The organism is Streptomyces sp. NPDC091376 (assembly GCF_044757085.1).
GTDB classification, from domain to species: domain Bacteria; phylum Actinomycetota; class Actinomycetes; order Streptomycetales; family Streptomycetaceae; genus Streptomyces; species Streptomyces pratisoli.
In genome coordinates this window covers 289489-308844 of the sequence record NZ_JBIVUF010000009.1, presented here as the reverse complement: position 1 = coordinate 308844, position 19356 = coordinate 289489, and the positions used below count along the sequence as shown (strand labels likewise).

At 71.4% G+C, this 19356-nt stretch carries 12 protein-coding genes; 7 read left to right on the top strand and 5 right to left on the bottom strand.

Annotated elements, in window-relative coordinates; translation table 11 throughout:
* Window positions 1-171 precede the first annotated feature (171 nt).
* Window positions 172-891, bottom strand: a complete 720-nt coding sequence (locus ACIQMR_RS21655; protein ID WP_401389539.1) for a GPP34 family phosphoprotein — start codon at window positions 889-891, stop codon at window positions 172-174.
* A gap of 194 nt (window positions 892-1085) precedes the next feature.
* On the opposite strand from ACIQMR_RS21655, the gene ACIQMR_RS21650 reads away from it, so the two are divergent.
* Complete coding sequence (locus ACIQMR_RS21650; RefSeq protein WP_401389536.1) at window positions 1086-3617, top strand: serine hydrolase; 2532 nt, start codon at window positions 1086-1088, stop codon at window positions 3615-3617.
* A 334-nt stretch (window positions 3618-3951) separates the two neighbouring features.
* The gene (locus ACIQMR_RS21645; protein WP_401389533.1) at window positions 3952-5673 is read left to right on the top strand and encodes an MFS transporter; all 1722 of its coding nucleotides are present in this window, start codon (window positions 3952-3954) and stop codon (window positions 5671-5673) included.
* 168 nt (window positions 5674-5841) lie between these two features.
* On the opposite strand, the gene ACIQMR_RS21640 is transcribed toward ACIQMR_RS21645, so the two are convergent.
* Window positions 5842-6678, bottom strand: a complete 837-nt coding sequence (locus ACIQMR_RS21640; RefSeq protein ID WP_401389530.1) for a MerR family transcriptional regulator — start codon at window positions 6676-6678, stop codon at window positions 5842-5844.
* Between the two features lie 152 nt (window positions 6679-6830).
* Here ACIQMR_RS21640 and ACIQMR_RS21635 point away from each other — a divergent pair, with 152 nt between their 5' ends.
* The 3 genes from ACIQMR_RS21635 (at window position 6831) to ACIQMR_RS21625 (ending at window position 10243) form a co-directional block, all read left to right on the top strand.
* Entirely contained in the window at window positions 6831-7760 is a 930-nt protein-coding gene (locus ACIQMR_RS21635) for an adhesin (RefSeq protein WP_401389527.1), read from the top strand.
* Between the two features lie 96 nt (window positions 7761-7856).
* On the top strand, window positions 7857-8660 hold the full coding sequence (locus ACIQMR_RS21630; protein ID WP_401389524.1) for an adhesin: 804 nt from the start codon (window positions 7857-7859) through the stop codon (window positions 8658-8660).
* 305 nt (window positions 8661-8965) lie between these two features.
* Entirely contained in the window at window positions 8966-10243 is a 1278-nt protein-coding gene (locus ACIQMR_RS21625) for a hypothetical protein (RefSeq protein WP_401389521.1), read from the top strand.
* A gap of 54 nt (window positions 10244-10297) precedes the next feature.
* On the opposite strand, the gene ACIQMR_RS21620 is transcribed toward ACIQMR_RS21625, so the two are convergent.
* Window positions 10298-13303 (bottom strand): BTAD domain-containing putative transcriptional regulator, encoded by a 3006-nt coding sequence (locus tag ACIQMR_RS21620; RefSeq protein WP_401389518.1) that lies wholly within the window; start codon window positions 13301-13303, stop codon window positions 10298-10300.
* Between the two features lie 192 nt (window positions 13304-13495).
* On the opposite strand from ACIQMR_RS21620, the gene ACIQMR_RS21615 reads away from it, so the two are divergent.
* Window positions 13496-14056 carry a hypothetical protein gene (locus ACIQMR_RS21615; protein WP_401389515.1) on the top strand — a complete coding sequence of 187 codons (561 nt, stop codon included), beginning with the start codon at window positions 13496-13498 and terminating at the stop codon, window positions 14054-14056.
* Window positions 14057-14146: 90 nt separating this feature from the next.
* Here the strand turns inward: ACIQMR_RS21615 and ACIQMR_RS21610 are convergent, their stop codons facing one another.
* Both ACIQMR_RS21610 and ACIQMR_RS21605 read right to left on the bottom strand, forming a co-directional pair.
* Window positions 14147-16663, bottom strand: a complete 2517-nt coding sequence (locus ACIQMR_RS21610; RefSeq protein ID WP_401389512.1) for a SpoIIE family protein phosphatase — start codon at window positions 16661-16663, stop codon at window positions 14147-14149.
* A 185-nt stretch (window positions 16664-16848) separates the two neighbouring features.
* Complete coding sequence (locus ACIQMR_RS21605) at window positions 16849-17907, bottom strand: zinc-dependent alcohol dehydrogenase family protein (protein WP_401389509.1); 1059 nt, start codon at window positions 17905-17907, stop codon at window positions 16849-16851.
* A gap of 325 nt (window positions 17908-18232) precedes the next feature.
* Here ACIQMR_RS21605 and ACIQMR_RS21600 point away from each other — a divergent pair, with 325 nt between their 5' ends.
* Window positions 18233-18733, top strand: coding sequence for a hypothetical protein (locus ACIQMR_RS21600; RefSeq protein ID WP_401389506.1), 501 nt, complete (start codon window positions 18233-18235; stop codon window positions 18731-18733).
* Window positions 18734-19356: the final 623 nt, after the last annotated feature.

The following is a 19356-nucleotide window of genomic DNA, read 5'->3' as shown; positions in this document are numbered from 1 at the left end:
CGCTCTCTGCGGCTCCCGGACCGGTCAGGGGACGACGGCGGTGCGACGGTCCTGATCACGGCTGCGCGTACGGGTACGCGCGACCGAGTGGGTGCCCGTACGCTCGCTTGCGCTCACGCCCGGGTGTTCGTTCGTGCTACGTCGTGTCTGACACGTCCTGGTTGTCTTGACCTAGTGCGCGGCGGCGCGGGCCATGCTGCCGTGTCGCTGCGGCATCTGCACGGCCGACTGGCGGCCGGGCGCTGCCTGGTTACGGCGTGGTTGCGCGCCCACACCGTTCTGAACGTCCATCACGGCGTGTGCCACGAGGCCGCCCATGGGGTCGTGCCTGATCAGATCCCGTAGGCGGGAGCGGGAGGACCGCCCCTCGTTGCCGGGGTAGAGGTGCTTGCCCAGGCCGACCGCATGGGCCAGCGCGGCGAGCGCCGCGGTCCGCGGGTCCGGTGGTACGCCGGTGCGGATCGCACTGTCCAGCCGGGCCCTGATTTCCCGGCTGATCGCCGTGTCCGTCGCCTGGTAGCGAGTCGTCGGCAGCACCCCGCACATCTGGCCGGCCACGGCATGGACCATGCCGCACCTTTCCAGATGCGAAAGGTAGGTCTGGCGCAGCCCCAGCCGGGGCCCGCCGATCCAGTGGACGGCCCGGACCGGGCTGCCGCGTCTGCGCAACAGCTCCAGTGCGGAGTCCAGTGTCGGATCTCCTGTCGGCCGTGGCATCACCACGGCGATACGATCCCCGTCAGGGGCTATCCGTCCTGCCAGCGCCAGCTCCACTAGCTGTGCTCCGGCCAGGCCGAGGTCGAGCGACTGCGGCTGCGCTGTGGTACCCGTGGTCGGGTCCAGAGCGAGCAGCAGAAGCTCTTCCGGAATTGTTCTGCGGCTCCTGCCCATCCATGCCTCCCCGCGTGGATGAATGACAGGGTGACGCCTCTCACATTGGTCTGTCGAGAGCGCCTGGGTGCTTCGTACGGGAACCAGTAGGTATGTCGTTCTCGTCTAGCACGGGGGCCAAGGGGCTCACACAGGACACTGGTAGATGGTTCGGACAGCGGTGCGGGCGGTGCCGGCGCCGGGGCGGTGCACGTATGACGCATGGAGGAGGCACGGTGGCGGGCGAGTCCCCCGACAAGTCGGAGCAGCGGAAGTCGTCGGGGGAGACGACTCCGGACGAACGTGATCCGCGGCTTGCCGTGGCCCGTTCGGCGGGAGTGTCCACCGAGGGGCATGTCGACCAGCCGACGGCGGTGTTCAGGACGCAGCCGTCGAAGCCGTCGAAGCCGTCGAAGCCGTCGGAATCATCGGAATCATCGGAATCGTCGTCTTCGGGCACGGAAACGGACACGGACGGGGACGCGCACGAGTCCACGTCCGGTTCCGCTTCGGATTCCGGTTCCGGGGCCGGGGCCGGGTCCGCCGATGCGTCAGCCGAGGCGGACGCCGAGGCGGACGGCGAGGCGGATGGCGAAGCGTCGGACGGTGGCACCTCGAACGGTGGCACCTCGAACGGTGACGACCGGCTCCGCGCCGCGGTGGCGGCGTGGGTCTCCCGCAAGGACACCGGCGAGGACACCGCCGAGGAGCCGGAGGACGGGCCCTCGGAGCCGGAGGGGCCCTCTGAGCCCGCGGACGACGCTTCCGACGAGGTCGTGGCCGACGAAGCCGCGTCCGAGGACGACGACGCCTCGCAGGCCGGCGCCGAGGCCCATGAGGAGCCCGCCGACGCCGACGAGGACGCCTCGGAGGGCGATGAGGACGACGAGAGCCCCGAGGCCGACACCGAGAACGCCGTCGCGGACACCGAGCCCGACACCGAGCCCGACGCCGAGGACGCCGACGATGCCGCAGACGACGCGCCGGTCGATCAGCCGACCGCCGTGTTCAAGGCGCTGCCCCGCCTTGCCGTGGACCAGCCCACCACCGCGCTGAAGGTCCCCACGCCCCCCGCATCCCCCGCCCGCCCGAAGCCCGCACCGGAGACCGAGGCCGAGCGGACCACGGCGCTGAGGGTCACCGCCCCCGAGTCGGACGCCGAGCGGACCAGCACCTTCGTGCCGCTGCGGCGCGACGACGGACGGCCGGTCGCGCCCGCGAAGACGACCGCGCCCGCCAAGCCCGCCACACCGACCGCGCCCGCCACGCCCGCCACACCGACCACGCCCGCCAAGCCGGCCGCCGCCGCCACGCCCGCGCCTCCCCAGGCGCCCGCCAGGCAGTCCGCGCCCGCCAAGCCCACCGCGCCCGCCAAGCCCACCGCGCCCGCCAGGCCGGCCGCCGCCGCCCCGCCCGTCTCGCTCACCGAGCCCGAGCGGACCAAGCAGCAGCCGCTGCCGCCCAAGCCGCCGCTCGATCTGCTCGCCGAGCTGACGAACACCCCGCCGCCCGCGCAGACCCCGGTCCGCACCGTGGTGCGACGGTTCAAGATCTGGACGCCTCTCGTCGTCCTGCTCGTGATCGTCTTTGCGGTCGTGCAGTCCATGCGTCCGCTGCCCGAGCCCGTCCTCACACTGACGGCCACGTCCGAGTACACCTTCGACGGCGCGGCCCTGGACCTCCCCTGGCCCGCTGAGGGCCAGTCGGCCGTCGAGGTCGAGGGGGTCGGCAGCCTGGGCACCCGCGGCGACCAGAAGCCCGCGCCGATCGCGAGCGTCGCGAAGACGATGACCGCGTACGTGATCCTCAAGAACCACCCGATCAAGGGCAAGGAGACCGGCCCCCAGATCGAGGTCGACCAGAAGGCCGATGACGAGTCCAAGGCCGCGGACGAGTCGACGGCCCCCATCCGCAAGGGCCAGAAGTTCACCGAGAAGCAGATGCTTCAGCTGCTGATGATCCCGTCCGGGAACAACGCGGCGCGCCTGCTCGCCCGCTGGGACTCCGGCAGCGAGGCCGCGTTCGTCGAGAAGATGAACGCGGCGGCCGTAGAGCTCGGCATGGACGACACCACGTACACGGACCCGAGCGGTCTGGAGAAGACCACCGTCTCCACCGCCGCCGATCAGCTGAAGCTGGCCAAGGCCGTCATGCAGTACGACGTGTTCCGGGAGATCGTCGACACCCCCGACATCACGATCGAGGGCATCGACCAGAGGATCTACAACAACAACAACATCCTGCTGAACCCCGGCGTGAGCGGCATCAAGACGGGCTCCTCCACCCCGGCCGGCGGCAACCTCCTCTGGGCCGCCAACATCGAGATCGACGGCAAGATCCGCCGCATCTACGGCGCCGTCTTCGGCATCCAGCGCGGTGGCACGGTCGACGCCAAGCTCCAGGCCTCGCTCCAGGACAGCCTCAAGCTGATCAAGGCGGCCCAGTCCGCGGTCACCACGGCGATCGTCGTCAAGAAGGGCGACGTCGTCGGGTACGTGGACGACGGCCTCGGCGGCCACTACCCGGTCGTCGCGACCAAGGACGTGAAGGCGCTCGGCTGGCCGGGCCTCAAGGTCGACCTGACGATCGGCGCGGGCAAGGGCGCGATCCCGCACACCGCGAAGGCCGGAACGGTCGTCGGTGAGGTGTCGGTAGGCACGGGCACCGGCAGGACCTCGTCACCCATCGTGCTCCAGGGTGACCTGAAGGAGCCCGGGTTCGGCGACAAGCTGACCCGCGTGGGCTGACATCGGGCAGCCGGACGGGGGCACGGGCGTTCGTGCCCCCGTCCGCTGCATCGGCACCGTGCTAGCGTCCCCGGATCGCCAGCTTCCCCGGATCCCGGGGCAACTCGCGACGCCGGGACGGCGTCCCCGAGCACGGGAAGCGAACACGGGAGCCGCAGTGACCACCGTCGAGCCGAGACACGCGGGCGAGAGCAGCGCCGCGAGCGGGCCGGGAGCCGAGAAGGGCCCGCGAATAGGGGCGATCACGCCCCCGGCGTCTCCGGCGTCCCCGGCATCCTCAGCGTCTCCGGCGTCCCCGGCATCCTCAGCGTCTCCGGCATCCCCCGGTGCTCCCGTGCGTCCCGGCGGCGCGCTCGCCCGCCGTCCCGTCCTCGTCGCGACCGCGGTGGCCGCGCTCCTTCACGTCGTCTGGTTCTTCTACTTCGCCAACAGCGGTGGGGACATCGCCGCGCAGGACGCCTGGGCCGAGTTCGTCGGTCGGCACCCCGACTCGGCGTACAACCTCGCCTGGTACGGCGGCATGCACCCGGTCTCGTACAGCGTGGTGTCCCCGTATCTGATGTCGGTCCTCGGCGTACGGACGACCATGATGGTCGTCGGTACGCTCTCCGCCGCGCTTACCGCGCTGATCCTGACCAGGGTGCGTGCGGTCCGTAACCCCCTGGCGTGCTCGCTCGCCGGGGTGTTCGCGTTCCTGTGCAACGCGCTGTCGGGGCGAGTGACGTTCGGGCTCGGGATGATGTTCGCGCTGGGGGCGGTCGCCGCGGTGTTCTGCTGGCCGTACCGCTGGCGGCGCAAACGGTGGGCGAAGGCGGCGGTCGCGGCGCCGCTGGCGGGACTCGCGACCGCGTCGAGCCCGGTCGCGGGACTGTTCCTCGGTGTCGTCGCGGCGGCGCTGTTCCTGAACAGGCGCCGCCCTGGCGCGTACGCGCTCGGTATCGCTCCGGTGGTCGTCGTCGCGCTGTCGGCGTGGCTGTTCCCGTTCTCCGGTACGCAGCCGATGTCGCTGGGGTCGACATCGCTGCCGTTCCTCTTCGGGGTGCTCGTCCTCGTCCTCGTACCGGCCAACTGGCGCACGGTCCGCACCGCCGCCGCGGTGTACGCCCTCGGCACGCTGCTGACGTTCCTCGTCGACTCCCAGATCGGCTCGAACGTGTCGCGGCTCGCGATGCTGTTCGCGGGAGTGGTGCTGCTGGCGGCGCTGCCGTACGCCGTGCCGCGCTCGCGCAGGTGGTACGCGCTCGTCCTGGCGTTCGTCGGGCTCAACGCGTGGATCGGCTTCAAGAGCGTCGACGACATCGTGCGCACGGCGCCGGCCGCGTCCTGGACGCGGGAACTCGCGCCGCTGGTGAACGAGCTCCAGGAGGTCGGTGCGGAGAAGGGCCGGGTGGAGGTCGTCCCGGCCAGCAGCCACCGTGAGGCGTCGGCGCTCGCCCCGTACGTCAACCTGGCGCGCGGCTGGAACCGGCAGGCGGACATGGAGCGCAATCCGCTCTTCTACGACGACACGCTCAACGCGGTCAACTACCGCGAGTGGCTCGACCGCTGGGCCGTCCACTACGTGGTGCTGCCCAAGGGCGAACCGGACTCGGGCGCCGGGCGGGAGGCCAAGCTGGTCGAGCGCGGCCAGCCGTATCTGAAGCGGGTCTGGTCGGACGCGAACTGGCAGCTGTTCGCCGTCAGTGACCCGATGCCGCTGGCCGACCCGCCGGCGACGGTGGACCGGGCGGGCTCCGGCGAGCTGACGATCCACGTGCGCGAGGCGGGCCGGGTGCTGATCCGGGTCCCGTACTCGCCGTGGCTCGGCCTCGTCGACGAGAAGGGCCGGAGCGTGGAGCAGCCGCAGGAGACGGAGGCGTCGAAGCTGCGGGAGGACGACACGCCGAAGACGTTCGTCAACGTGGCCGGCTGTCTGCTGAAGGCGGAGGAGGACGCGGAGGGCGACGAATGGACGGAACTCCTCGCCCCGCGCCCCGGCGTGTACCGACTGGCGGCGCCGTACCAGCTCCCGCGTGGAACGCCGTGCCCGGAGGAGCTGAGCGGCCCGCGGCGTTGATTCCGCGGGCCGTGCCCGTCAGGTGACCGGAGAGCCGCGCCTGTCAGGTGACCCTCGGACCGTGCCTGTCAGGCGACCGGCGGGTCGTGCCGTCGGACGCACGGCGGCGCCGGACCGGTCAGGCGACCGGAGAGCCGCGCCTGTCAGGCGCCCCTCGGGCCGTGCCCGTCAACCGACCGGGAAGGCGATGTCGCAGACCTCGTCCGTCGCCGAGGCGGCCTCCCAGTCGGCGAAGTACACCTCGCGGCAAGGGCCCGTGATCGTCAGTCCCTCCTGGGCGATCCACCGCTCGACCGCGTCGTAGGCGGAGACGATCTGCGGGTACGCCACCTGCGCCTTGGTGACCCGGGTGAAGGCGAGCCTGCCCGCGGGTTCGACGCGGAGCACGATCCCGGCTCTGTTCTCCTCCGTCCAGGCCGCCGCGGCGCCGGCGTCGGCGATGGGGACGCATGCCTCCGCCGGGCCGTCGCTGTCCGGGGTGACCTCTGCGTGGTACGCCACGTACGGCGCTGCCGTGACGCCTCCGCATGCCGCGGCCGCCTCCTCAAGCCGTCCGAGAGCCGCCGGGATCCAGCGGGGCAGCTCGTCCGACAGCAGGTGCCGGCGCTCGGCGAGCACCGCCTGTTCGGGTACGTCCACGGTCCTGATCTCGTACATCGTCGGTCTCCTGCCCGAAAGTCGGTCATGGAGGTGGGCCACGACGGCGCCCTGTACGGCGCGGCGTTCCTCGACCGCCGCCCAGTACGCGGCCAGCGCCTCCGCGGCCTGCGGCCCCGGCAGTTCCACCATGTCGGCGATGCGCGCCAGCGGCATGTCGATCTGCCGCAGGAGCGCGACCAGCCGGGCGCGGTCCACCTGGTCCGTGCGGTACCAGCGGTAGCCGGTCGCCTCGTCGACGTACGCAGGGGCGAGCAGCCCGAGCCGGTCGTACAGGCGCAGGGCCTTCGGCGAGAGCCGCGCCCGCGCGGCGAAGGCTCCGATGGTGAGCAGGGAGTCGTCGTGCACGTGCCCATCCTCCGTCACCGGGCGGGGGGTCCGCCCGGCACGAGGACGATGTGCCCTGCCCCTGGGGCAAGGTCAACCGACGTGGATCGATACCGCGTTGATACCGGCGGATGCCTACCGGTCGGTATCCGGTGGCCTGCATAGTGACCCGCATGGTGTGCGAGAGATGCGGTGGCACGCACCGGGGCGCGCTGCCCGGGATGGTGGTGGACAGCTGCACCGTGGAGGCCGTGCCGGCGCGTCGGGCGCCGGCGGTGAGGGAGCCGGTCCTCGAGCGGAAGATGCTCATGGGGGCGGGATGCGTGCTCTCGCTGTGTGTGCTGACGCTGGGCGCCACGCTTCTCGCGACCGCCGGAGGTGATGACGACCGGGCCGACGACGCGGTGCGGACGGTCGACGACATCGAGCTGGGCGGCATGCCGCAGCGGATCGGCCCGACGTTCCTCCCGGAGGAGCTGCCCGCGCCGGGCGCCTCGTCCTCCGGGCCCGTGGCGAAGCCGGAGCCCTCGGCCGAGCCGAAGCCGAAGCCGGAAGTGAAGCCGAGGCCCCGGCCCGTGCCCGCCGGGCGCGGGGCGTGGTTCAGCGAGTGGGCGGGGCCGGGCTGTCCGAACGAGGTGCGGACGTACGGGCGTTACTCGGACGATCGCGAGGGCTGGTACGACGTGGACTCCGGCGGCCATGCGGGCAACGGGTGCGACGGCCGGTTCATCGCCGTGCCGATGTCCGGCGCCGCGGACCGGGACCGGGGCAACACGGTCACCTGGACCTGGCGTCCGGGCGGTGGTTACGCACGCTGCTCGGTGGCGGTACGTGTTCCGTGGAGCCCCCGCGAAGAGGACGTCGCCGGTGATCCGACGCGCTATCACGTACTCGCCGACCCACGGGACTCCGGCAGTGTCCTCGCCGCCTTCGACATCGGCCAGCGGTCGATGCGCGGCGGGGCGGTGGTCGTGCACGACCTTCCGGTACGGGACGGGGTGTTCAGCGTCCAGCTCGTCGACCGCGGCCGGGACTGGGGGTACGGGGACCGTGACGGTGCGCATCACGCGGCGGCCCAGATCCGGGCCGACTGCAGATCATGACCCCGTTCCCGCCCCGTGACGCATGAGGTTCCTGCATAGTGAACTGCTATGGCGTGCGAACAGTGCGGCAGTGAGAGGCACAGCCCACTGCCGGGCATGAGGTGTCCCGATTGCGGATACGTGGTCCGGGACGATCGTGGTTCGGACACGTCCTGGATCGCCCGGGAGACCCTCTCCGGCCGGATCTCCCTCCTCTCCCGTTTCCGCAAGGGCCTGCTGGCGGGCGGAGCCGTGGTCGTACTGGGCTGTTTCATCGCCGCGACGGCGCTGCTCATGGGACCGGACGGGACCGGTGACGCGCAGGCCGCCGACGACGACATCACGGGTCTCGGCGTACCGACCCGGGTCGGGCCGACGGCGCTTCCCGGCGGGGGCGAAGAGGACTTCGAGGAGTGGGCGGGGCCGGGCTGCAAGACGGGCCACTACCGCGAGGAGGGCCGTTTCGAGAACGGCGACGCCGCCTGGTACACCGTCCGCGACGGCGGCCGGCGCGACTCCTCCTGCGACGGCCGCTTCACGGCCGTCCCGATGTCGGCCAGCGCCACCAAGGACAGCGGGGGTACGGCGATCTGGAGCTGGGAGCTGGACGAGAGCCATCGGGAGTGCTCGCTCGCGGTGTTCGTGCCCCGTACGAACCGTGCCACGGACTCCGCCGGCGACCCCACCTTCTACCGCGTCCTCGCCGACCCGTCCGACGTCCGCTCCGGCTACACGGGCTTCGGCGTGCGCCAGACCGTCCACCGGGGTGAACTCGTGCCGGTCGGCAGCTACCCGGTCAAGGGCGAAGGGGTCTTCGCGGTCCAGCTCCTCGACCGCGGCCGTGACTGGGGCAGTGCGGCGCGCCTCGGGGCGCATCATGCGGCGGCCCAGATGAAGCTGACCTGCCGCGCTGCGTCGTGACGTGAGTGAGGTGCCGGTCAGCGGTCCGGATGGGCGAGGACCGCGAGGACGCGGCGGTTGTCGGCGCTCAGCGGGGAGGCCGGTGGGGGCCTTCAGCGCGGCGCCGCCGGCGTAACGGCCGGCAGCGGACGCGGCGGTCGTGGTGACAACTCTCCTCTTCCACACGGGCTTTGGCGCATCGGCCGATCGGTGACAGGGCCTCGGCGACACAGACCGCGTCCTCCTCGCCCTCTATCGGGCAGAAGGTGACATACAGGGCTAATGTGGCGCCAGCTGTTGCCGTGATCAACGCGCGGAGTATGCCCATGGACCTCGTTTCCCGCCGTCTTCGTCGCCGCCCCCGTCCGGCCGTGGCCTTCCTCGCGGCGGGCGGCCTGTCGGCGCTGCTCGGCCCCACCGTGACAGCCGACGACCGCCCCCCGACGGGTGAGGTCATCACGCTGACCACCGCCAGGGTCGGCGCGCCCGGCAACCCGGCCGTGGGGATCGTCCCCTTCACCGACGCCGTCTACCGGACGTGCGCCGACGCCCCCGAGGGCGACGACTGCCTGATGGTGGGCCGGGTCGACGACCCCTACGAGATCGGGCGGACCGAGATCACCGTCCGGCAGTGGGTGGCGTTCCTGAACACCGTCGACCCGGAGGGCCGCGACCGACTCGCGCTGTACGAGGAGAACGAGAGCGCCGCCGCCTGGCCGAAGTACGGCCAGGTCGACTTCTCCGAGGCCGCCCGCAGGGGCCGCCACTACTCGGTCGCCTACCCGCAGTGGGCCGAGAAGCCGTACGGCTTCGCCGACTTCCGGGAGGCGGCGCGGCTCGTCAACTCGCTCTACAACGGACGGATCCTCTCCAAGGCGACCACTGGCGAGGGCGCCTTCGCCTACGTCACCTACAAGGTGCGGCTCTCGGCTCGCACCGAACGCGGAATGTACGACCTCGCCCGCCCCGACACCACCCGTACCCAGGACTCGGGCTTCGTCGTACCGAGTCAGAACGAGTGGATCAAGGCCGCCTACTACGACCCGAAGGGCGGCGGAACGTACTCCTACTGGAAGTACCCCACCAACGCCGGAGTCTTCGGCGACGGCGATGCGACGGCCCCCGCGCCCACCGTCCTCGACCCCGGTACCGGCGCCGTCTCCAACGCGTCGACGCAGCCCCTCGCCTCCTACCACGCCTCCGGCAGTCCGGCCCCGAGCTGGTGCCCGTTCCAGGTGCCGGCCGACGTCTGCTCCACCGCCAACCCGATCGGCCTGGACCCCCTGACCTACCCCGCCGTCTACCAGGGCAGCCTCAGCACCGTCGGCCAGGCCGGGACCGCCTCCCCATGGGGCACCTTCGACCAGGGCGGCAACGCCGTCGAATGGACCGACACCATCACCCCGCCCCCCGCCGGCCAGAACGGCCCCCGTGTCTGGCGGCGGCTGCACGGCGGGGTGTCCAACGCGCCGGCCTTCCAGATGTGGCCTTCGGCCGTCGGCCTCCAGCCCCAGGACAACATCTTCTACCGCCACACCTACCCGTGGCTGGGCATCCGCGTCGGCGTGACCGGAGAGGTGGCGCCGGGCGGAGGCCGGCACTGAACGTGCCGGGCCGGGCCACCCGCCCCGGAGCGTCGCCGGGCGACCGCCCGGAGGTCAGCCGCGTCCGGTGGGGGCGGCGCGCCGTGCACGGGCGTCGTGCACCTCGACCACGGTCTCGAACTGTCCGCGCGCCTCGCGGATACGGCCCGTGGCCACGTAGGCGTGGCCCAGGCGGCTGCGGATGTCCATCTCCAGCCAGTCGTAGCCGGGTTCGGTGAGCGGTGACAGCAACTGGTGCTGGTGGAGTGCCTGGTGGTGGAGGGCGATGGCCGTGCTCGCGTTCCCCTCACCCAGCTCCGCCGTGCCCAGCCGGGTCAGGCTGCGCGCGCAGAGGAAGATGTCCCCGCCCTGCTCGACCAGGTGGACGGCCTGGCGCAGCAGGCGCTTGGCCTCGCCGTACCGGCCGAGGCGGAGGTGGATGTCGGCGGCGCAGCTCAGGACCCGGCCGAGCATGCGCGGGCGCCCGCCCGCCTCGGCGTGGGTACGGGCATCGGCGAAGCTGGCCAGCGCCTCCTCGTTCCGCCGCTGGAACTGCTGGGCGAGGCCCTGGATGACGAGTGCTATCGCGGTGACCCAGTCGTTGTGCGACCGGGACAGGTCCACCGCCGCGGCGGCATGGGAGATCGCCCGGTCGCCCTCGCCCACACTCAGACACAGGGCTCCCAGCCCGCCCAGGGTCCGGGCCTCTTCGCACGGGTCGGGGCGGCGCCGGCCGAGGTGCAGTGCCTCGGTGAGCAAGGCGCGTGCCTGCGTGTACCGGCGCTGGTACACGCAGGTGTAGCCCAGGCAGTTCCGCAGGGCGTGCGCCATCCGCCGGTCGGTGGCCTCGTCCACGTGCGCGAGCGCGATCTCGAGAGCGGTCTGGCTCTCGTGGTAGCGGCCCTGGCGTACGAAGTAGTCGCAGAGTGCCTCGGCGATCCAGCAGGCGTAGTCGGCCTCGCCGAGGGCCGCGGCGTGCCCGACGACGTCGACGAGTTCCCCGCCTGCCGCGTCCAGCCAGGTCTCGGCCTCCTGCCAGTTCGCGAACGGTGCGTCGGCGGACCAGGGCTCGGCGGGCTGGGTCTCGTCGGACCAGGGCTCGGCGGGCTGGGGCCCGTTGGGTGCGGACCCGTTGGGTGCGGACCCGGTGGCTGCGGACCTGTTGGCTGCGGGCCCGGTGCTTGCCGGCCCGGTGGGGAAGCTGCTGGAACCCCAGTCACTCGTGATCCGCGCCGCGTCCAGGTAGAGACGGAGCGCGGCCGTACGCGTGGCGGCGGCCTCCTCGGGCACGGCTTCCGCGACGCGTCGTGCGTGCACACGGACCAGGTCGTGCAGCCGGTAGCGGCCGGGACGCGGCTGCTGCAGCAGACTCGTGTCGACCAGGCTTTCCAGGACCCGCTCGGTGTCGTGCGACGTCCATCCGAGCATGGCCGCCGACGCCGGCACGTCGAACTCGACCGTCGGCGCCAGCCCCAGGGCGCGGAATCCGCGCTGCTGCTCGGGTGTGAGCTGGTCGTACGACAGGCGGAAGGCCGCCTCCACACTGCGATCCCCGATGCTCAGCTCGCCGAGCAGGCGTTCATCGCCCGCCATGCGGCCCACCAGGTACTCCACCGTCCAGGTATGACGGTTCTGCAGCCGCGACCCGGCGATGCGCAGAGCCAGCGGAAGCCCGTCGCACAGTCCGACGAGCCGATGCGTGGCCTCCGGTTCCCTGCTCGCACGCCCCTCTCCGATGAGGTGGGTGAGCAGGGACACCGCATCGCCGCTCGCCAACGGCTCCAGGGTGACCCGTCGGTCGGCGTCCAGTTCGGCCAGCCGTCGCCGGCCGGCCACCAGCACCCTGCTTCCCGCCCCGGCCGGCAGGAGCGGCCGGATCTGTTCGGCGTCCAGGGCGTCGTCCAGCACGAGGAGCAGCCGTAGCGGGCTCGTCGCCGCGCGCCAGGCGGCGGTGAGCTCTTCGAGGTCGCTCGGCAACTCGCCCTTGGCCGCGCCGAGGGAGCGCAGCAGCCGCTGCAACGCCTGTTCCGGCGACTGCCGCCGCTGCGTGCTGTGCGCGCGCAGGTCCACGAACAGGCAGCCGTCCGGGTAGTGGGCGCTGAGCTCACGGGCCGCGCGTACGACGAGAGCGGACTTGCCGACCCCGGCCGTACCGTCCACCGTCACGATCGACACGGACCCCGGCGCGGAAGGCGCGACGAGCTGCGCCAGCTCGGCCTCCCGCCCGATCAGCCGACCGGAGTCGCCCGGCAGGTCGTTGACGGCGCGGCGGGGCCCGGACCGGGCCGGTGGGGGAGCCGGCGGAGCGACGGACCGCGCCGCCGCCGCCGTCCCGAGCAGGCGTACGTCGTCCTGGCGCAGCACCGCTTGGTGCACTCGCTGGAGTTCCTCGCCGGGGTCGACGCCGAGTTCGTGGCTCAGCCGCTTGCGCGTGTCCTCGTAGACGTTCAGCGCCTCGGCCTGGCGTTCGCTGCCGTACAGGGCCCGCATGCGCAGCGCCGCCAGCGACTCGTCGCACGGATCGGACGCCGACAGGGCGGCGAGCTCGTCCAGAGCCCAGGCGAACCGGCCCAGCAGTACGAGGCATTCGAGCCGCTCGAGCCGCACCGTTCGCGCGCGCTCCAGGAGTCGCTGCCGCTCGGCCTCGGCGTACGGCCCCGGCAGCCCGGCGAGCGGTTCACCCTCGAACAGGGCGAGCGCTCCGGACAACCGGTCCACCGCGGTGGCCGTGTCGCCGGACGCCTTCGCGCCCCGGGCGTCGTCCAACTGCGCTGCCAGGTCCGCCACATCGAGCCGGACCCCGTCGGGGACGAACCGGTACCCGCCCCGTTCCCCGCGGATCACGGAATCCGCCGGACCCGAACCCTCCTCGTCGAGCGTCTTGCGCAGCCCGTAGACATAGCTGGGCAGCACCTTGCGGCCCGACTGCGGTGGACTGTCCCCCCACACCCCGTCGAGCAACTGCTCGCGGCTGACGAGGAGTCCCGGACGCAGCGCCAGCGCCGCCAGCACGGCCTGCTGCCGGACCGGCCCGAGGGACAGCTGCGTACCGTCACGCCAGGCCCGTACCGGCCCGAGCACCGCGAGCCGTAACCGCCGACGTGATCCCGCGAACCGCCGACGTGATCCCGCGCCCACCTCGAAGCCTCCGCTCCGCTCCGCGCATCATCAGAATTTCATCCGCATTGCAGCGCCTTCCCCGATGGTTTGCAAGTGCGGCGGCCGTCGACGGGGGAACGGCCGCCGCCCCGACTCGGAGGAGGGAACACGAACGTGACCGTCATCGACCGGTCTCTCGCGACGTTGCTGAAACAGCGGAGGCTCTTCCTCACCCGCGAGCGCAGCGACGCCGCCGAGGTCGTGTACGTGTGCGTGAACGACGGGCTTCCCGGCGGCTATCCGATCGGCTACGTCATCCCGTCCCGCGCCGGAACCTGGTTCGCGTACGCCCGGGCCCGCCCCGGTCGCGTCTTCACGTGCGACCAGGTCGACGCCAACCTGCTGAGCATCGACACGGCCGTACGCGCCGTCCTCGACCACGCCCGCTACGGCGACGTGCTGTACGCCCTGGAACGCGCAACCGGCTCCGACACCACGTACACCGCCGAAGTCCACCGGGACCACGCCGCCTGGCTCACCGCACTCGACGTCCCCGAAGGCATCACCCACCTCGGCAACGGCAGGGTCCGCCTCACCGGCCCCGCCCTCGCCTACCTGCGCGGCCTGCCGGAACGCCTCGGCTGCCACGTGGACGACGAGAACCGGCTCCGGCTCGCGGGAGTGTCGTACCTCCTGACCCGCGAGCCCCGCCCCGGGGGCGCGGTACGCCCGTGACGCAGGCCCGGACGCCTGGCCGGTCATGGGCATGGAGCACAGGCCGAGTTCGGCGTGCTCCGCGGAGTCGACGCCGGCACAGTGAGGCCGTCACGGCCCGGAGAGCAGAGCCACCTCGCTGGTGCCGGGCGTTCGGGCGAAGTCCGTTTCGGCCCACACGACCTTGCCGTCCGGCACCGGGCGGGAGCCCCATCGGTGGGACAGCCGGGAGACCAGGAAGAGGCCGCGGCCGTGCTCGTCCGTGGTGCGTGGGCTGCGCACGCGCGGGGTGCAGGTGCCGGCATCGGACACTTCGACGGTCAGGACCTGGTGCTGGATCAGACGCAGACCGATCGGGCCGGTGCTGTGGCGGAGGGCGTTGGTGACCAGTTCGCTGACGATCAGGGTCGTGGAGTCCTCAAGATCTTCCAGGCCCCATTCGGCCAGCTGGCAGGCTGCCAGGTGCCGGGCGCGGCGAATGGCGGTCTCGTCACCGGGCAGGGTCCAGGAGGCGACCTGGGCCGGGCTGAACGAGCGGGTGCGGACCAGGAGCAGGGCGATGTCGTCGCGCGCCGCCTGATCCTGGAACGGTTCGATCACGCTGGTGCAGAGGTCCTCCAGGGAACGACCCGGCTGCGCGAGGGCGGTGCCCAGGCGGTGCATTCCCTTCTCGATGTCGTTGTCGCGGGCCTCGATCAGGCCGTCGGTGTAGAGGGCGAGGAGGCTTCCCTCGGGCAGTTCCAGCTCGACGGCCTCGAACGGGATCCCCAGCCCGATGCCGAGCGGAGCCCCGGTGGGGAGGTCGGGGAAGGTGACCTGGCCCTGCGGGTCGACGATCGCGGGCGGCGGATGGCCGGCCGCGGCCATGGTGCACTTCCGGGTGACCGGGTCGTAGATGGCATACAGACAGGTGGCACCCACCACCGCAGGAGCCTGGTCGGGGGCGACGGCGTCCGCCTCTGCCAGTCGCTGGACCGTGACGTCGAGGCGGGCGAGCAGTTCGTCGGGGGGCAGCTCCATGTCGGCGAGCGTGTGGACGGCCGTGCGGAGCCTGCCCATGGTCGCGGCCGCGTTGACGCCGTGTCCGGCCACATCGCCGACGACGAGGCCGACTCGGGCGCCGGAGAGGGGAATCACGTCGAACCAGTCGCCACCGACGCCCCTGTCGATGTCGGCGGGCAGGTAGCGCGAGGCCGCCTCGACCGCCGTACCGCCCCTCAAACGCTGGGGGAGCAGATTGCGTTGGAGGGCGAGTGCCGCGGTCTCCTCGCGGCAGTACCGGCGTGCGTTGTCCAGCGACACCGCGGCGCGACCGACGAACTCTTCGGCCAGGAGCAGATCGACCTCCTGGAACGGCACGGGTTCCTCGGTGCGGGCGAACACCGCCACGCCCAGCAGGGCGTGCTGCGTGCGGATGGGGACGATCATCACGGAGTGGATGCCGTTCTCGTGGATCTTCCGCGCCCGTACCGGGTCCTGGTCGATCCAGGAGCCCGGAGCGGTGTCCAGGATGGGCTCCAGGCGGGACCTGCCGGTGCGCAGGACCTCGACTATGGGTGAGGCGGCCCCCACGGAGACCGGCTCGCCGCGCACCCAAGGGGATTCCGGGGCCCCTGGGCGGATCGAGGCCAGACCGGCACGCCGGAACATGGGGAGGCGCTCCCCCGTAGGGCCGATGCGGACCGGGGGCCCCTCGCAGAACGGGACCGACTGCTCCAGGTCCACGGCGACGAAGTCGGCCAGCAGGGGCACGGCGAGATCGGCCAGTTCCTGCCCGGTCTGCATCACATCCAGAGTCCTGCCGAGGCGCGTGCCGGCCTCGCTGAGGATGGCGAGGCGTTCGCGCGCCTGCCGGCTCTCGGCGACGTCGACGCTGATGGTGCACACTCCCAGCGCTCGGCCGTCGGCGCCTTGCAGGCAGGAGAACGACACCGCGTACGGGCGTTCCTCACCCCGACTCGTCGGCAGCCACGTCCGGTACTCGTGGACCTTGGTGCTTCCGCTCTGGAGCACCTGCCGCATCACCGCCTCGGTCGCTTCGGACTCGACACCGGGGCACGCGTCCGTGAATCGACGTCCGAGCCGCTGGTCGCGGAGGATGCCGCCGTGGCTCTCCATCTCGTCGTTCACCCAGGTGCAACGCAGCTCCAGGTCACGGACGACGACGCCGATCGGAGCGCGGGCCAGAAGCGACCCCTGCACCGATGCGCTCACCGCGTCCCCGGAGCGGACGCCGATGTCGGTCACGGACGCAAGCCACCGTGTTGCTCCGTCCTGCCCCTGCAGAGGCGAGATCCGCAGGATGGTGTTGAGCACGCGGCCGTCGCGGTGGCGCACCGCCGTCGCGCCCGACCAGCCGTTCCGGGCACGGCACTGCTCGACGAACGCGCCCATGGTCGCCGATTCACCGGACGACGGCAGGACGAGTGCCGCGGACCGGCCCACGATGTCCGCGGCGGAGTATCCGACGAGCCGCTCGGCGGCCTGCGTCCATGCGGTCACCCTCCCCTGCTCGTCGAGCAGCGCGAATGCCGCATCGGATACCTCGGGGCCGGTCAGCTGCTTACCGAGTGCCACGTTGTCGCTGCTGGTTGTGGTCATCGAGCTGTAGTCCTCGTGGAGTTCCATCGCACCTTTCCGGGTGATTGACCGAAGGAGGACCTGTTCTGTGACAACGCCGCACCTCGTGGCCGCCACCAGTGCGTTCATGAAGGCCGCTGACGACGCGCAGCGCCACATGATCGGCATGTCGGCCACATGATCGGCATGCGGAGGCCCCGGACCATGATCGGTCCGGGGCCCTTTACTCGGTCCTACCTGTCGTCTGCGTCCCGGCCGTCTTCGAAGACGAAGAGCGGTTTCGTGCCGTGTGCGGGTGCTTCGGCGAACGAGACGGCTTCAGTGAAGCGTTCGAGCGGGAACGGCCGGCCGTCTGGGATGCTCAGCACGTCATCGGCGACGAGACTGCGAACCTCGGACAGCGCGCGCAGCGCATCCGTGGGTGAGGCAGTGCCGAACCAGCGGTTCAGCCAGAAGCCACGGACTGCTTTGGTCTCGTAGATGACCGAGCGTGACTGCAGCGGGATCGTCAGTGCTGCCGGGTCGGTCTGCCGATGGGTGGAGAGCGCGCCGTAGACCACGACCTCCCCTCCCGGAGCCAGTGCCCGGGACACCTGGGCGCCCACCTCGCCCGCGACACAGTCGGTGGCCTTGCTCACGCCATCCGGCCCTGCGATCTCGGCCACGCGCTGCACCAGGTCCTCGTCCTCGGTGCAGATGACCTCGTCGCCACCGAGGGCCTTGATCTCCTCGACGGCAGCGCGCCGCCGGACGACATTGATCGTGCGAATGCCCAGGTGCCCGGCCAGCTGAATGACGAGCCGGCCGACGGTGGAGCCCGCGGCCGTCTGCAAGAGCCACTCACCCGGCTGTACGTCGAGTTCGCGAGTCACCAGGAGCAGCGCGGTCAACGGGTTGACGGCGAGCTGGCAGGCGCTGGAGTCGCTCAGCCGGTCGGGCACCGACAGGAGCCTTCGTGTATCGGCGACGAGGTATTCCTGCCAGGTGCCGGCCACATGCGGCCCGGGTATCGCCGGGACAGCGACGGCCACCACGCGCTCGCCGATCTTCAGTCCCTCGGTATCGGGGCCCACGGCCTCGATACGGCCCACGCATTCCATGTGACCCCCGACGGTGGGAAACTCGGGGGAGAAACCGTAGCGGCCACGCAGCACATGCAGATCACTGGCGTGAATCGGAGTCGCTTTCACACGGATCAACGCCTGACCGGCCTCCGGCGTGGGAACAGGCCGGGATTCCAGCCGCAGGACATCGGCCGGCTCGCCCACCATTCCGGCTACGAGCGCGCGCATGGATCGTGCCATGAGTGACCTCGCCTCTCTGCGCCCGACGCGAACGGATGCGTTCCCGCCAAGTCCGTTGTGCCCTTCGCGGTTGTTGTCTGCCGGTTGCGACCCGAGTCGTCGCGTTTCACACTAGTCAGTGATGAGCCAGGGCGCGACGCGGCCTGGCTCTCGGCCAAGGAATGGCCAAGCGGCGCAAGGAATGGCCAAGCGGCGCAAGGAATCCGTTCGCGCGACGAACATCGGGCCTGGCGTGGGTCATCACCGCTTCGGTGAACTCACCTGCCGTGCCTCGAAAAGCCCGCTGCACGTCCTCATGGAGGTGTACTCCTAGATGCGCACGCCGGTGTACGAGCTTCACATCCGCCCCATGTTCCGAGCGACGGACCGCGATCACATGAGTGTCGCCATGAACCTGTGGACGTATGAGGATGTGGTCGCCCACGCGGACGAAATCCTCGACCGTCTGACGGCAGAGAGTATGCCGCCTGCCTCGCTCGGCGGCCCCTGGCCGCAGGAATGGATCGATCTCTTCAGGCGGTGGAAGCACAGTGGCCTCAAGCGCCTTGAGTTGGGTACGGCGCAATTCACCGTCACCCGCTCGGAGAGCGCGGTGACGATCACGGCGACGGGTACCTATCCCGCGGCGGGCTTCGCGGGGTGGCTGCAACTGGAGAGCGAAACCGACACGGCCAGGACCTACGTCCTGTACTTCGAACCACCGGACGCCCCGGCAGCGGGTACTGCCGAAGACTTCGAGCTCACGGAGCGGCACAAGCCGGCGGACAACCGAGCCGTCTTCATCCACGACAGCAAGGGCATCACCCAGCCGTGACCGCACGGGCGACTGCTTGCTCGCCGGTGTCAAAGGCCCCGGACCAGGATCGGTCCGGGGCCTTCGAGTTGGGGCCCGGGAAGGATTCGAACCCGAGACGCCCGCTTCAGGGAGCGACCTCGTCGGGCTCTGCGGTTCCCTGTGAGTCCCCGCCCCATCTGGCAGGCTTCCAGCACGGCTACGCACAGCAGAAGGTGGAGGGGCGCGCCTCGCAGATCGCAGGTGTTGACGTGCATGTGAACCATCCGGTGCTGCATCTGGGTGCCACCGACTGGGTGCCACTGTCGCTCGACTTGGGGGAGGCAGCCGCAGCAAGCTGCGACAGTCCTTCCTTGCGGCGGTGGCCGACGTACGTGCCTGTGCGGCGGCCGCCCAGGCTTCGTCGGCCGAGCCATGTGCCCAGTTCGCCGAACTCTGTGCCCGGGTAGCGGATTTGATGGCAGCCGTGGCGGCCCTGTTGGCGTCGGTCTCGGCCTGGCGGGCAGTCTTCGCCGACTCCTTGGCCTGGTCGGCGGAGTCACGTGCCTGCTCGGCCCCGGTCTCGGCTTCGGCCGCGGCCTTGCGGGCGACTGCTGCGACGCGGGCGGCCGCCGCGGCGTTCTTCTGCGCTTCGGTCGCGATCC

Bases quoted from the DNA above. Each gene is read 5' to 3' on its own strand.
- ACIQMR_RS21605 (WP_401389509.1), bottom strand. From the start codon at position 17,907: ATGCGCGCGCTCGTAGCCGGAATGGTGGGCGAGCCGGCCGATGTCCTG.
- ACIQMR_RS21625 (WP_401389521.1), top strand. From the start codon at position 8,966: ATGGACCTCGTTTCCCGCCGTCTTCGTCGCCGCCCCCGTCCGGCCGTG.
- ACIQMR_RS21655 (WP_401389539.1), bottom strand. From the start codon at position 891: ATGGGCAGGAGCCGCAGAACAATTCCGGAAGAGCTTCTGCTGCTCGCT.
- ACIQMR_RS21600 (WP_401389506.1), top strand. From the start codon at position 18,233: ATGCGCACGCCGGTGTACGAGCTTCACATCCGCCCCATGTTCCGAGCG.
- ACIQMR_RS21650 (WP_401389536.1), top strand. From the start codon at position 1,086: ATGACGCATGGAGGAGGCACGGTGGCGGGCGAGTCCCCCGACAAGTCG.
- ACIQMR_RS21630 (WP_401389524.1), top strand. From the start codon at position 7,857: ATGAGGTGTCCCGATTGCGGATACGTGGTCCGGGACGATCGTGGTTCG.
- ACIQMR_RS21635 (WP_401389527.1), top strand. From the start codon at position 6,831: ATGGTGTGCGAGAGATGCGGTGGCACGCACCGGGGCGCGCTGCCCGGG.
- ACIQMR_RS21610 (WP_401389512.1), bottom strand. From the start codon at position 16,663: ATGGAACTCCACGAGGACTACAGCTCGATGACCACAACCAGCAGCGAC.